Below are 13,868 nucleotides of genomic sequence, written 5' to 3'. Positions count from 1 at the left end.
TGGAGGGGCCCTGCCCGGTGTCACGACGGTCCTGGTGCCGTCATCCAGCGCCACTGGGTGAACTGTTCCAGGCTGGCCGTGCCGCCGATGCGGGAGCCGTTGCCGGACACACCCATGCCTCCGAAGGGAGCGTTCGCCGCGTCCTTGGCGGAGACGTCGTTGATGTGGACCATGCCGGTGCGCAGCCGCTCCGCGACAGCAGTCGCCCTAGGTACTGAGCCGGAGTGCACGGCTGCCGCCAGACCGTAGGCGGTGTCGTTGGCGATCTCGACGGCCTCCGCCTCGCTGCGGAAGGGCAGGATCGGGGCGACGGGACCGAAGATCTCCTCCGTGTAGGCCGGCATGGCCCGGTCGACGCGGTCCAGGACGGTGGGCGGGTAGAAGAACCCCTCGCGCCGGCCGCCCGTGAGTACCCGCGCCCCGGCGGCCACACTCTCGTCGACGATGCGCTCGATCCTGGTGGCCTGCCCCAGGCTGATGACCGGGCCGACGCTCACGCCCTCCTCGCGCGGGTCGCCGACGCGCAGGGCCAGCGCGTGCCGGACCAGCGCGTCGGTGTACGCCTCGACCAGGCCGGCGTGGACCAGATGCCGGCCGGCGGCCACGCACGCCTGCCCCTGGTATCCGAAGGTGCTCACCGCTCCGGCGAGGGCGGCCGCCTCCACGTCCGCGTCCTCGAGCACGACGAGCGAGTTCTTGCCGCCGAGCTCCAGCAGGACCCGTTTCAGCCCCTCACCCGCCACACGGGCCACGGCACGCCCGGCCTCGGTGGAACCGGTGAACGCGATCATGGCGACGTGGGGGTCCGCCGCGACCGCCTGCCCGGTCTCGGCGCCGCCCGGCAGGACGTGCAGCACCCCGTCGGGCAGACCGGCGTCCTCGAAGAGCCGGGCGACGAGGACGCCCCCGGACACCGGGGTGAGCGGGTCGGGTTTGAGCAGCACGGTGTTGCCCAGCGCGAGCGCGGGCGCCAGCGCGCGCAGGGCGAACAGCAGCGGAGCGTTCCAGGGATTGATGACACCGACGACACCGAGCGGCACCCGCCACGCCAGGCTCGTGCCACCGGGGGCCTGCGGGGCCAGAACCTCACCCCGGGGCAGCGAGGCGAGTGCGGCGGCGTGCGTCAGCTGGGCGAGGGCGGCGGCGATCTCGTAGTCGCCCTTGGCGGGGACGCCGGCAGACTCCCGGACGATCCACTCGCGGAAGACGTCGCTGCGTTCCCGCAAGGCGCCGGACGCCCTCAGCAGCACCCCGACCCGATCGGCGGGAGCTGCCGCGGCCCAGTCCCCGGCGGCGCCGGCGGCCCGTGCGCCGGCCCGTGCGACATCCGCGGGCGACGCGATGCCTACGTGGGCCAGTGTGTCCCCGGTGGCCGGTTCGATCACTTGACGGGTGCCGCCCTCGGACTCCCGCCAGCCCGAGCTGAAGATCTTTCCGGCCCATTCGGCCCGGTCCGGCCACCTCTCGCCGATGACAGCCATGGGTGCCACCCTCCGTCCGGGACCGGTGCCGCCGCTCCTGCTGTGAGGACCGCCGCCCTGCCGTGAGGACCTGTTCGCGCACATCTGTCACGCTTGATGTCTAGTGTCGTAAAAAGTGAAGGTGCGGCGCACCTCGGGTTCAGGGCGCTCCCCGGCAGACGGCCCCGGGCGAAGGTGAGGCGGGATGAGGTCATGATCGGATCCGCGTCCGCCCGGGACGGGGGCCCCTCGGGCGGCGGGTCGCGGGAACGTGTCGACGAGGCGGCCACGGCCAGGGCTGTCGTCGATGGCCGCGGTGTCGTGACCGCGTGGAACGAAGGGGCCCGGCGGCTGCTCGGATACCGGGCCTCCGAAGTGATCGGTGAGAGCGCGGCGCGGCTTCTCGCGGACGCCGCTCACCCTCACCTGCCGGACTCGCTGACCGGCCTGCGGAGGTGGAGTGGGACTGCCACCCTCCTGCACCGGGACGGTCACCGGCTCACGGTCGGACTGCTGGCCCACCGTCGGGAGAACGACGGAGACGACGACTGGCTCCTGGTGTCCCCGGTGGCCCGGCCGGCACCCACGCCGCGGGACGACGCGTTCGTGCGGCGCAGTTTCGCGCAGGCTCCCTACACCATGGCCCTGTACGACACCGGACTGCGGTTGTGCTGGGCGAACGGGGACATGGAACGCGTGATGGGCCTGTCCGAGGAGGAGATGCGCGGTCTGCGGGTGACGGAGATCGTCCTCGACCCGGAGAGCGATCGGACCGAGGAGGGCATGCGCACCGCGCTGCGGACCGGTCGTCCCCAGGAGCTCGGAGCCGCGCTGCACCTCGCCGGCCATGAGCGGGAGAGCGTGTGGTCGGTCTCGCTGGTGCCCGTGCGCGACTCCGGTGGGCGCCTCGAAGGCGTCCTGCTGTCGGCGCACGACGTGACGGAGCAGTACCTCGCACGGCAGCGGCTGGTCCTGGTCGACGACGCCAGCCTGCGGATCGGCAGCACGCTCGACCTGCCCCGCACCGCCCAGGAACTCGCCGACGTGGCCGTCCCCCGGTTCGCGGACTTCGTCACGGTCGATCTCCTCCCGTCGATCGAAGGGGGCGAGGACCCGCCGCAGGGTCCTCCCCACGGTCCGGTGATGCTGCGCCGGGTCGCCTCCCAGTCGGTTCTGGAGGGCTGCCCCGAAGCCGTGGTGCCGCACGGGACGGTGGCGAACTACCCGGAGCGTTCCACCGCGGCACACTGTCTGGCGCAAGGGCGGCCGGTCATCGAGCACATCACGCCCGCCGCGCTGGAGGACCTGGACCGGACCGCCCCGCAACGGGCCGCACGCATGCGGCAGTTCGGCTTCCACTCGGTGCTGGCGGTGCCCATGCGCGCGCGGGGTCTCACCCTGGGAGTGGCCACGTTCTCCCGCCATCAGCGGCCCCAGCGCTTCGAGCAGGACGATCTGCTGCTGGGTCAGGAGATCACCGCCCGTGCCGCCGTGTGCATCGACAACGCCCGGCGCTACACCCGTGAGCGTGACACCTCCCTCACCTTGCAGAACAGCCTGCTGCCCCAACGACTCCCCGAGCAGGCGGCCCTGGACGTCGCCTCCCGTTACCTGCCCGCCAGCGCCCGGGCCGGAGTGGGCGGCGACTGGTTCGACGTCATACCGCTCTCCGGTGCCCGGGTCGCTCTGGTCGTCGGTGACGTAGTGGGCCACGGCATCCAGGCCTCGGCGACCATGGGGCGGCTGCGCACCGCCGTACGCACGCTGGCGGATGTCGACCTGCCCCCCGACGAGTTGCTGACCCACCTCGACGACCTGGTCAACCGCTTGGCCGGCGGGGGAGACACCATGGCGCCGCTCGACGGCGACATCGGTGCCACCTGCTTGTACGCCGTCTACGACCCGGTGTCCCGGCACTGCACCATCGCGCGGGCAGGCCACCCCCTGCCCGCGCTCGTGACACCTGCCGGCACCGTCGAGTTCCTCGATGTGCCGGCCGGGCCACCGCTCGGCCTGGGCGGCCTGCCCTTCGAATCGACCGAGCTGGAGCTGGCCGAGGGCAGCCTTCTCGTCCTCTACACGGACGGGCTGGTGGAGGGCCGCGGCCGTGACGGCGACGAGGAGATCGCCGTCATGCGTGAGGTGCTGCGGCGACCGGCTCATGATCTGGAGGCCACCTGTGACGCCCTGCTGAGCACCCTCCTCACGGATCGCCCCTCCGACGACGTGGCGCTCCTGGTGGCGAGGACCAGAGCCCTCGACACGTCCCACGTGGCGACCTGGCGGGTGCCGCCGGATCCCGCCGTGGTCGCCGAGATGCGCAAAGCCGCATGCCGGCAGTTGTCCGAGTGGGGTCTGGACGAGGCCGTGTTCGTGACCGAGCTGGTCGTCAGCGAACTGGTGACCAACGCCATCCGCTACGGCCGCCCTCCTGTCGAACTGAGACTGATCTACGACCGCACGCTCATCTGCGAAGTCTCCGACGGCAGCACGACCGCGCCCCACCTGCGCCGGGCCCGTACCTTCGACGAAGGCGGACGCGGGCTGCTCCTCGTCGCCCAGATGACCCAGGGCTGGGGCACCCGTCAGATACCCAACGGCAAGATCATTTGGGCGGAGCAGGCCCTTCCCGGTGACTATTAGGCCGGGATCTGACCTACAGCCCCCCTAGCTTCGGAAGGAGCGGCACGCACTCGGGAGGAAAACGAATGACCGTACAACCGATCCCGGACGGCTACCACACCGTCACGCCCTGGATCATCTCGCGCGACACGGCCGGGCTGATCGACTACCTGAAGGAGGCGTTCGACGCCGAGGAGATCGCTCGGGTCGTCGGCGAGGACGGCCGGATCGGGCACGCGGAGGTGCGGATCGGCGACTCGATCGTCATGCCGTTCGACGCCCCACCCGACTGGCCGCCGACGCCCGCCTTCCTGCGCCTCTACGTCGAGGACGCCGACGCCGCGCACCGCAGGGCCGTCGCAGCCGGCGGCACGTCCGTGACCGAGGTGACGCATCTCTTCTTCGGCGACCGCATCGGGCGGGTACGCGACCCGCTGGGCAACCTGTGGTGGCTCCAGACGCGGGTGGAGGACGTCAGCCCGGAGGAGATGGAACGCCGCCTCCACGACCCGAAGTGGACCGAGGCGATGGCGTACGTCCAGGGCGCCGACTTCTTCCCCGGGGCTACGGGTAACGCACACCGGTGAGCCGTTCCGAGAGGTGGGCGCGGTGGGTGCGATGGCGGCGCTCGGGAGCGCTGGTGGTGCGACCGGCGGCCTCGCGGTAGGTACGCGCGGCGACTTGGTGCCGGCCGAGTCTTTCCAGCAGGTGAGCGCGGGTGGCGAGCAGCCGGTGGTGCTGCGCCAGGCGCTTGTCGCAGCCGGATGGCCGCGGTCTTCGGGGAGGAGGCCGCGGACGCGGTGCTCGACGTCACGGGCGGGGACGTCAATGACGAACTGCTGGCAGTGCGCGACACGGTCTCGCGGATCACCGGTTCCCCGGGCAGGACGTTCCGGCAGTGGGCTGCGGAGAATACCCACAGCTTCCGCTGAGCCGGCCGGTGACAGTCCCTGTGCTATTCAGGGGCGATGACGCCGATCAACACCTCTGACAGGCCCTTCGACGCGGTGCTGTGCGACCTCGACAACGTGATCCGGTTCTACGACCTGACCCGGCTGGCAAGGCTTGAGCTGCTGGCTGGACTGGCCGAGGGGACCACCACGAGGGTGGCCTATGCGCCGGAGACTGACCTGCCGCTGCTCCTTGGAAAGATCGGCAAGGAGGAGTGGGTGGAGACCATCGTGCGGGGCCTCGTCGGTGAGGTCGCGGAGCCCCAGGCCCGTGAGCTGGCAACGGCACTGGCGGAGGCGCCTTTCCGGGCTGACGACGTGGTGGTCACGATGCTTCGCCGGATACGGGAACACCTGCCGCTGGTCCTGGTGACCAACGCGACCCTGGAGTTGGAGAGCGACCTCGAATCCCTGGGACTGTCCGACCTTGCGGACCACGTCGTCAGCAGCGCCCGGGTCGGAGTGGCCAAGCCCGACCGCGAGATCTACGAGATCGCCGCCGAGCGGGCGGAGACCGCCGTCGAGCGATGCCTCTTCGTCGACGACCGGCTGGAGAACGTCGACGCCGCTGTCGCCCTGGGCATGACGGGTGTGCACTACCGCGGGCCGCAGGACCTGCGGGAGGCGCTGGCTTTCGCTCTCGGGGGCTGAGGCCGAACGGGTCACCTAGAGGGTTGGCGGGCCGGCCTCCACGCGGCGCAGCACCGGCTCCAGCCGGTCCAGGTCGGGGCCGGTCTGGATCTGCCGCTCGTCCCACCAGGTGGCGCCGGCGTCACGCAGGGGGCCGATGACGTCCTTGGCCTTGGCCGCGTCCGGAGGTGTGGCGCCGCCCAGTACCAACTCGAAGGGACGCTCGCCGCCGGCCTGCCGGTGCTCGCGCAGGTATCCGGCCAGTTCCCGGACTTCGGCCACATCGGGTACGTGACCGTGCCGGGCCGTCTCGAAGAGCGGTACCGCGCCGTCCCAGCGGGCTGCCCGCCGCATGGGTGGGCGGCGCGGCCAGAATCCGCCGATCCACACCGGTGGGCCTGGCTGCTGCACGGTGGCGGGCAGCAGCGTCACATCCTCGACCTGGTAGTGCCGGCCGTGGTGGTCCACCGGCTGGCCGGTCCAGAAGCGCCTCAGCAACTCCAGCCCCTCGTCGAGCCGTTCGGCGAGCAGGCGCGGATCGGCGGTGTCACCAAAACTGCGGTACTCGTCCTCGACCGGACCGCCCAGACCCGCGGCGAACGTCACCCGGCCGCCGCTGAGGTGGTCCAGGGTGGCGACCTGGCGGGCGAGTTGCTGCGGGCGGTAGCGGGGGACCGGCGTCAGCAAGGTGCCCAGCCGCATGCGTGAGGTCGCCAGTGCGGCCGCGGTCAACAGCATCCAGGGATCCCCGAAAGGACGCCCCTGGTGATGCCGGTGCAGCACATGGTCCCAGACGAAGAGCCCGTCCCAGCCGGCCTGTTCGGCGGCGGACGCGACCGTCGCGACGTTCCGCGGGTCCGCGAAGTCCCCGAAGTTGGGGATGTTGATGGAGAAGCGCATCCCAGCAGGATGTGCGGCGGGGCGGCGAGGGGCAATCGGATTCCTGTGACCAGGATCCTCGTACTACGGCATCACCCCTCGACGTGCGCTTGTTCCGGCTTCCCGGCCTGCGGGAGATCACGCGTGCGGCGCATCGGGCTGATGGCGAGGATGAGCCAGCAGGGCGCCACCAGACCCGTCATGATCCACATGGCCGGCCGGTATCCGACGGCGTCGCCGAGCACGCCGCCGATCAGGGATCCCAGCGGGATGGTGCTGTGGTTGATCATCATGGCGGTCGCCACGACCCGGCCGAGCATGTGCGGCGGGCTGTAGGTCTGCCGGAAGGTGCCGACCACGATGTTGGCCACGGAGACGCCGACTCCTATGAGGAACGCTCCTGTCGCGAACAGCAGCAGCCCCGGCCCCGGCGTGGTCATCGGCAGCAGCAGTACGAACGGCGAGGTGGTGAGCTGCAGGAGAAGCAGCCCTCGCGCCGTGCCGAACCGCCGGCTGAGCCGGGTGGCCACCAGCGCGCCGACGATGCCGCCGGCGCTGCCGCTGGTCAGCAGCAGCCCGACCATGCCCGGGTTCAGCCCGACGGTGCGGACCAGGAACACGACCTGGACCGCCTGATAACCCGTCAGCGCCAAGTTGATCACGGCGCCCCACGTCACCATGGGCCGCAGGTACCGGTCCCGGCCCACGAACCGGAGCCCTTCCACGATCTGCCGCCGCAGAGAGGCGCGTTCCGGGTCGGGGGCACGGTCCGGCTCGACGACGCCGATCCGCTGCAAGCAGACCGCGGAGACCAGGAACGTCACGGCGTCGGTCACGAGCGCGGTGACCGCCCCGAGCGCCTGGGCGAGGAGCCCCGCCACCCCCGGCCCGGCGATCTGGGTGGCGGCCGCGCTGCCCTGCAACTTGGCGTTGCCCTCCAAGAGGTCGCGGCCGTCGAGCACGACGCGGATGTACGAGTGGTAGGCGGTGTTGAAACACACCGCCGCCGTGCCGCAGACCAACGCGACGACGACCAGGTGCTGAAAGGTCAGCACGTCGAGCCACGCCGCCGACGGCACACTCACCAGAGCCGCGGCGGCCGCCACGTCACACGCGATCATCAGTGGTCGCTTGCGCCTCCGGTCCACCCATGCCCCGACCGGGAGACCTATGAGCAGCCACGGCAGCCACGCCGCCGCGGTGAGCAAGCCGACGGCGGTGGAGCCGGCGTCCAGCCCCACGACCGCGATCAGTGGCAAGGCCACCACGGTGATGCTGTTCCCCAGGCCGCTCACGGTCTCGCCCACCCAGAGCAGGCGGAAATCCCGTTGGCTGAAGACTCCCCAGCGCGGTCGGGGCCGGTCCGACGTGTCATTCCTCGGGTTCACCCGAGGCATCATGCCGTGGGCCCCTGCACATCCGCCCACGGGAAGCGGCCGGAGACTCCGGCACCTGGCGTCCCAGGTGTCCCCGGTGGTGGGATGGCGCGCCATGCGCCCTGAGCACCGGGCGACCAGGAACCACATCGAGGTGTGGCACGAGCGAGCGCTCCCGCCGAGTGCGCGACGGATCACGTTCATGGTGTTGCGTGGTTCGCTCCTTCCGGTCCTGGTCTGGGTCGGCTTCGACAAGTCCATGGCCGGTTGCTGAGGCGAGGAGCGCCTCCAACCGTCCGCGGAACGGGGCGCCTGCCCCGGCCCCTGGTCCGGCCCCTGGTCCGTCGGCACGGAGGCGTGGTCACGTGGTCACCGGCCCACGGGATCGCCCTCGGCGCCGTCGGTCCGGCTGCGCAGGGTCATGTGGCCGCCGTGGTGCAGCGGCGTGCTCAACCGCGGGCGGGACACCTCGTGGCCCGTCCGCGCGTCGACGATGTGGACTTCGCCGTGGCCGCCGCGGGTGACGGCGACCCAGTCGGAGCCCGGTGAGGCGGCAACGGCCCGGCGCTGGACGCCTTCCCAGGGGGTGCCGCCGCGACGCGGAGCGCCGTCCATCGCGGGCAGGGGGACGCGGCGGACGATGCCGTCGGCGCCGAGGAGGAGCAGTTCGTCGCCGTCGGGGTGGACGCGGGTGAACGCGGTGTGGTCCCGCGCGAGAGCCAGCCGGAAGACCAGGCCCGGACCGAGCTCCGTGAGGGCCGTGCGACCCGTCTCCGGATCGTGGTGCCATGCCTGGTTGGTCCACTCCGGCCACCGCAGCGGATCGGGAGCGCCGCCGCGCAGTGTGCTCCACAGTGCCGCCCGCCGGGTGTCCCAGCGCAGGTACCAGCCCCGGGCGGGCGCCTCCCAGGGGATCACGGCCTCGGCCACGAGCGTGTCGTGCTTCCTCCGGGCCCGGTGCACACCCTCGCCGGTGGCCACGAACACGTGCCCCGGGCCGGGGGCTTGTGCGTCGCCGTGGCCGTCGTCGGGCAGCGGCAAGAGGCCGTGGGGGGTGACCACGGGGCAGCCGGGCGGTGCCGCGAGGAGATCCGCGAAGCGGTGTGCGGCGAATGCCCCGGGTTCCCGGTGCCGCAGCACGACCAGGGGATCGCCGCCGCCCAGCACCGTCACGCCCGGCTCGCCCACCCGCGTGCGGACGCGTGCGGTCTCGCCGGTGGCCAGGTCGACGACGGTGAGCAGGTCCGACCACGGCTCGGAGTTCTTGCCCAGGCCGGTGGTCACGGCCAGCCGGCGCCCACTCGGATCGCAGGCGAGGTGCTCGGCCGGCACGGCGACCGGGACGGCGCGTTCCACGAGCCTCTCGCCGTAGGGGTCGAGGACCAGGAGTTCCCCGCGGCGGTCGTCGACGCAGGCGACCCGCCCTCCGGGCAGGGCCAAAAACCCGGCGTGCTCGGAGAGATGACGGCCGGTGAGGCGGCCGGTGACGGTGCCGTCCGGCACGGTCAGCACATGGACGGATCCGGCCACGTGGTCGGAGACGAGCAGGACGGGTGCGGCATTGGCGGTCATGAGTCCTCCGAAAACCAGTTTTATGAAAACGATTATCATGTATGTTCAGTGCGTTCCCGGCACCTGAGAAGAAGCGAGGGCATCGATGCTGCGCTCACCGTCGAGATTCGTCCGCAGTTGGATCACCGCAGCGCTGGTGGGTTCCGCGCTGGTCGGATGCGGCTCGTCGTCCGACGAACCCGCGAGTGACGAGGCCAAGCCCGCGGCGAGGACCGAGGTCACCGTCGACCCGATCAAGGCGTCGACGGACGTGACCGACACCAACGGCGTCAAGGTCTCCGTGAAGAAGGAACCCGGGCGCATCGTCTGCCTGTTCGCGCTGTGCGACGACATCCTGACCGAACTGGGCATCGTCCCGACGGCCACCAACAGCGCGCTGCTCGCCCACCCCCGCTTCCTGGGGGCGGAGAAGGCCAAGGAGGTCGACGTCATCCCCGGGGGGTTCATCGCACCAGAGGTGGAGGCGATCCTCTCTCACAAGCCCGACCTGGTCATCGGGCTGGGGGACACCCACGGCAAGCTCGCTCCGGCCCTGAAGGGTGCCACCACGTTCTGGCCCATGCAGCCCGAGACGTGGGAGGACAGCGTCGGCTACCTGCGCGACGTGGCGGCCCTGACCGGCCGGACCGCCGAAGGCGAGAAGGCCGAGAAGGCCTTCCGCACCAAGCTCGCCGAGGCCGAGAAGACGCCGAGCGACAAGACCGCGCTCATCATCTACGGCAGTGACGAGAACTTCGGCGTCGCGACCCCCGAGGCCGACGTGGCCGCCAGCCTGTTCCCGAAGATCGCCCGGTATCCGTGGAAGTCCCGTGGTGTCGAGGGCGGTTACAGCCTGGAGGAGATCCTCGCTCAGGGCGTCGACGTGCTGTTCGTCGAGACGATGAGCTTCGGCGACGCCGACGGCAAGCTCTCGGAGAAGCTGGCCGGGAACCCCCTCTGGAGCAAGATCCCGGCCGTGAAGAACGGCGACGTCCACGAGGTCAACTCAGAAGTGTGGGCCAAGGGGCGCGGCACCCGTTCGCTGGGCATCGTCCTCGACGAGGCCACGGCCGCGCTGCGGTGAAGGCGCCCGTGCCCGTCCCGGCGCCCGCGGCGGCGGACCGCCCCGCGGCAGGCGGACGGCGGCCCCCGCGCGGTGCGCGAACGTGGCAATCCGTCCTGGTGGTCGTCCTGCTGGCGGCCTCCTCGATCTGCGCGCTGAGCCTCGGCACGCCCTACGTCCCACCGCACCGGCTGGTGGGTGCGGTACTGGACGGGGACAGCACCCTCGCCGGGATCGTGGTCGGCGAACTCCGCGTGCCCCGCCTGGTGCTGGCGCTCGTCGCCGGTGCCTGTCTCGGGGCGGCCGGACTGGTGCTGCAGGAGGCACTGCGCAATCCCCTGGCGGTACCGGAGATGCTGGGTGTGTCGTCCGGGGCCGCGCTGGGAGTGGCCGCGCCTCTGGTGCTGACGCTGTCCCTGCCTGCCGCGGGCCGGCCGCTGCTGGCCATCGGCGGGGCCGCGCTCGGCGGTGGGCTGACGCTGCTCGCCGCCGGACTGGGCCGCAGCCCGTCCGCCGTCCTGCTGACCGGCGCCGCGGTCGCCGCCGCGTTGCAGGCCGCGCTGCTCGTGCTGATGGTCATGGCCGACCAGCTCGACCTCCAGCTCATCTACCGCTACCTGCTCGGCTCCCTCTCCGCCCGGACCTGGGACGACATCGCGGGGCTGTGGCCGTGGCTGCTCGTCGCGGTCCCCGCGCTCGTGCTGTGCGCGCCGGTGCTGTCGGTGATGCGGCTGGGGGACGAGGATGCCGAGGCGCTGGGCGTGCGTGCCCAGCGGGCGCGGCTCGCCGCGCTGGCCATCGCCGTGCTGCTGATCGCCCCGGTGACGGCAGTGTGCGGGCCCGTCGCGTGGGTGGGTTTCCTCGCCCCGCATCTGGCCCGGTGGTTCACCCCCGCGGCGGGGGCGGTGCGCTGGCTTCCGTGGTCGGCCGCCTGGGGTGCCGCCGTCGTGACGGTCGCCGATGTCCCTGCCCGGCTGGCGCTGGCACCCGTGGAGACACCGGCCGGCGCCTGGACGGCCCTGCTGGGGGTGCCGGCCGGGGTCGCTCTGATGCGGTCGGGAGGCCGAAGCCGGGCCGCCCGGTCCGCGCCGGCCGTGGGCAGGGCGCCGCACGGTTCGCGGACGGCTGTATCCGGCGCGGCGGACGAAGCCCCTCGCGCCGGTGCCACGAACGACGCTCGCCGAGACGATCCCGGGGACGGCGGGACCCACCCGTCCCCTTCCCGGCCGACGGGAACGGAGGACGCACGGTGACCCGGCGATTCGCGGCGCTGGCGGCCCTGGCCGTCGTGTGCGCCGGGGTGGAACTGGTGGCAGGGCGCGGCATGTCCCCGGGCGTGGTCTGGGACGTCGTGCACGGTGGCGGTGACGCGACGGAACGCCACATCTTCCTCCAACTGCGCCTGCCCAGACTGCTGGTGTCGCTCGGTGCGGGCGCGTGCCTGGCCGTGGCCGGGCTGGTCCTCCAGTCGGCGTTGCGCAACCCGCTCGCCGGGCCGGAGGTGACGGGCGTGACGCCCGGCGCGGTCCTCGGAGCCGTCACCGCGACGGCCCTGGGACTCGCCGGGTGGGACTCGCCGCTGGCCGTCGTCATCGCGGCCTGTACGGGCGGATGTGCGGGCGCGGCGCTGCTGTGGCTGCTCGCCGGCCGCGGCCGTGGCGACCCGGCACAGACCGCCGTGCACGGGGTGCTGGTGTCGGCGGTGCTCGGCGGACTCACCGCCATGGTGCTCCTGGTGGAGCCGGGCGAACTCGGCAGCGTGGTGCAGTGGTTGGTGGGCACCACCGAGGGCCGGGTGTGGCAGCACTGGCACCTGCTGTGGCCATGGGCACTGGTCTGGGGGACCGCGGCCTGGCTGCTGGCCGGGCCACTGACCCTGCTGCGCTGCGGGGACGACATCGCCCTCGCGGCCGGCCTGTCCGCTCGCCCGGCGCGGACCCTGGCGCTGCTGTGCGCGGTGGCGCTGACGGCGGGCGCGGTGGCCGCGGTCGGGGCGCTGGGCTTCGTGGGGCTGCTCGTTCCGCACCTGGCCGTGGCCGTCTTCGGCGCGGATCTGCGGGTGAGCCTTCCCGGCGCCGCACTGGTGGGCGCGGTCGTGGTGTGCGGGGCGGATGCCGCGGCGCAGTTGTCCTCGCGCCTGCTGTCCCAGGGCCTGGACTCCGGTCGCCTCACGCTGCCGGTCGGGGCGCTCACCGCCTGCCTCGGCGCCGCGCTGTTGCTGGTCGTCGTGCGCCGCACGCCGAGCCGTACGTTCTGAAGTCGAGGTAAGGACAGAGCATGACCGAGCCCGTGGGGATCCACGTCGAGGGGGTCCACTTCGGCTATCCCGGACGACCCGTGCTGAGGGGCGTCGACATGACCGTCCGGCCGGGCGAACTGACCGCCCTCATCGGCCTGAACGGCTGCGGCAAGTCGACCCTGCTGCGGCTGGCCGCAGGACTGCTGCGACCGGACGCGGGGCGCGTACTGCTCGGTGGGGACGATCTCGTCCGGCTTTCGAGGCGCGCCACGGCACGCAGAGTGGCGCTGCTGCACCAGTCCGCCCCGACCGTACCGGGCATGACGGTACGTCACCTCGTACGCCAGGGGCGGTATGCCGCACGCGGACCGCTGGGCATGCTGCGCGAGGGCGACGACCCCGTCGTGCGACGGGCCCTGCGTGATGTCGGGGTGGAGCAGTGGGCCGATCGTGACGTCGACGCGCTGTCGGGGGGTGAACGGCAGCGGGTGCGGCTCGCGATGGCCCTCGCCCAGGACACCCGTGTCCTGCTGCTCGACGAGCCGACCACCTACCTGGACCTGCATCACCAGCTCGACGTGCTGCAGACCGTGGTGCGCCTGCGCGAGGAGCGCGGGCTCACCGTGGTGATGGTGCTGCACGACCTGGCCCACGCGGCCCGGTTCGCCGAGCGGATCGTCGCCCTGCGGGAGGGCCGGGTGGTGGCCGACGGGACGCCGAAACAGGTCGTCACACCGGGGTTGCTGGCGGAGGTGCTGAACGTGGCCGGACGGGTCGGTGAGGATCCGGAGGGAGGGTGGCCGGTGTGTTACCCAGATCACCCCATCGCAGCTCTTGAATATGAAAATCAGATTCATTAGCGTGATCTCACGGCGCTCAACCGAACGCCGTATCTCCCTGACATGAAGGAGAGTTCATGGACAACGAGCAGGTCTTCGCGCCGATCGTCGACCCGGGTCAGCTGGCTCACGACTCGGCCTCCCACTCCAACGCGCTCGTCGAGAACCCCTTCGAGGACACCGAGGAGTAAGCGAGGGATCGGTTCCCTCGACCGTGGGCCCGCCCGTTGCCTTCCGGGCGGGCCCACGCCCGTCCCCA

Annotated in this window: 14 protein-coding genes; 10 read left to right on the top strand and 4 right to left on the bottom strand. The window is 72.0% G+C overall.

Features of this window, described 5'->3' with window-relative positions:
* Window positions 1-20 precede the first annotated feature (20 nt).
* Window positions 21-1,481, bottom strand: coding sequence for an aldehyde dehydrogenase family protein (locus HNR57_RS30755; RefSeq protein WP_184565123.1), 1,461 nt, complete (start codon window positions 1,479-1,481; stop codon window positions 21-23).
* Window positions 1,482-1,673: 192 nt separating this feature from the next.
* Here HNR57_RS30755 and HNR57_RS30750 point away from each other — a divergent pair, with 192 nt between their 5' ends.
* From HNR57_RS30750 to HNR57_RS30735, 4 genes are all read left to right on the top strand, one after another.
* Window positions 1,674-4,103: a SpoIIE family protein phosphatase gene (locus HNR57_RS30750; RefSeq protein WP_184565121.1), complete on the top strand. Its 2,430-nt coding sequence runs from the start codon at window positions 1,674-1,676 to the stop codon at window positions 4,101-4,103.
* 65 nt (window positions 4,104-4,168) lie between these two features.
* Entirely contained in the window at window positions 4,169-4,669 is a 501-nt protein-coding gene (locus HNR57_RS30745; protein ID WP_184565119.1) for a VOC family protein, read from the top strand.
* Between the two features lie 177 nt (window positions 4,670-4,846).
* Entirely contained in the window at window positions 4,847-5,014 is a 168-nt protein-coding gene (locus HNR57_RS30740; RefSeq protein ID WP_376772307.1) for a hypothetical protein, read from the top strand.
* A gap of 36 nt (window positions 5,015-5,050) precedes the next feature.
* Entirely contained in the window at window positions 5,051-5,683 is a 633-nt protein-coding gene (locus HNR57_RS30735; RefSeq protein ID WP_184565117.1) for an HAD family hydrolase, read from the top strand.
* A 15-nt stretch (window positions 5,684-5,698) separates the two neighbouring features.
* Here HNR57_RS30735 and HNR57_RS30730 read toward each other — a convergent pair whose 3' ends face one another.
* Together HNR57_RS30730 and HNR57_RS30725 are read right to left on the bottom strand one after the other, a co-directional pair.
* Window positions 5,699-6,562, bottom strand: coding sequence for an LLM class flavin-dependent oxidoreductase (locus HNR57_RS30730; protein ID WP_184565115.1), 864 nt, complete (start codon window positions 6,560-6,562; stop codon window positions 5,699-5,701).
* A gap of 71 nt (window positions 6,563-6,633) precedes the next feature.
* Window positions 6,634-7,938: an MFS transporter gene (locus HNR57_RS30725; RefSeq protein ID WP_221343257.1), complete on the bottom strand. Its 1,305-nt coding sequence runs from the start codon at window positions 7,936-7,938 to the stop codon at window positions 6,634-6,636.
* Between the two features lie 94 nt (window positions 7,939-8,032).
* On the opposite strand from HNR57_RS30725, the gene HNR57_RS30720 reads away from it, so the two are divergent.
* Window positions 8,033-8,191 carry a hypothetical protein gene (locus HNR57_RS30720; RefSeq protein WP_184565406.1) on the top strand — a complete coding sequence of 53 codons (159 nt, stop codon included), beginning with the start codon at window positions 8,033-8,035 and terminating at the stop codon, window positions 8,189-8,191.
* Window positions 8,192-8,286: 95 nt separating this feature from the next.
* Here HNR57_RS30720 and HNR57_RS30715 read toward each other — a convergent pair whose 3' ends face one another.
* On the bottom strand, window positions 8,287-9,489 hold the full coding sequence (locus HNR57_RS30715; RefSeq protein ID WP_184565111.1) for a YncE family protein: 1,203 nt from the start codon (window positions 9,487-9,489) through the stop codon (window positions 8,287-8,289).
* An 85-nt stretch (window positions 9,490-9,574) separates the two neighbouring features.
* On the opposite strand from HNR57_RS30715, the gene HNR57_RS30710 reads away from it, so the two are divergent.
* The 5 genes from HNR57_RS30710 (at window position 9,575) to amiA (ending at window position 13,800) form a co-directional block, all read left to right on the top strand.
* The gene (locus tag HNR57_RS30710; protein ID WP_184565109.1) at window positions 9,575-10,552 is read left to right on the top strand and encodes an ABC transporter substrate-binding protein; all 978 of its coding nucleotides are present in this window, start codon (window positions 9,575-9,577) and stop codon (window positions 10,550-10,552) included.
* 110 nt (window positions 10,553-10,662) lie between these two features.
* A complete protein-coding gene (locus HNR57_RS30705; RefSeq protein ID WP_184565370.1) occupies window positions 10,663-11,784 on the top strand; it encodes a FecCD family ABC transporter permease in 1,122 nt (373 codons plus the stop codon).
* Complete coding sequence (locus tag HNR57_RS30700) at window positions 11,781-12,788, top strand: FecCD family ABC transporter permease (RefSeq protein ID WP_184565107.1); 1,008 nt, start codon at window positions 11,781-11,783, stop codon at window positions 12,786-12,788. Before HNR57_RS30705 ends, HNR57_RS30700 begins: the two co-directional genes overlap by 4 nt.
* 20 nt (window positions 12,789-12,808) lie before the next feature.
* Window positions 12,809-13,630: an ABC transporter ATP-binding protein gene (locus HNR57_RS30695; RefSeq protein WP_184565105.1), complete on the top strand. Its 822-nt coding sequence runs from the start codon at window positions 12,809-12,811 to the stop codon at window positions 13,628-13,630.
* A 56-nt stretch (window positions 13,631-13,686) separates the two neighbouring features.
* A complete protein-coding gene (amiA, locus tag HNR57_RS39850) occupies window positions 13,687-13,800 on the top strand; it encodes a streptamidine family RiPP (RefSeq protein WP_244310224.1) in 114 nt (37 codons plus the stop codon).
* Window positions 13,801-13,868: the final 68 nt, after the last annotated feature.

It is taken from the genome of Streptomyces paradoxus (genome assembly GCF_014202475.1).
GTDB classification, from domain to species: domain Bacteria; phylum Actinomycetota; class Actinomycetes; order Streptomycetales; family Streptomycetaceae; genus Streptomyces; species Streptomyces paradoxus.
Note: the sequence above shows the minus strand (reverse complement) of the source record. Positions and strands in the feature narration are given on the sequence as shown.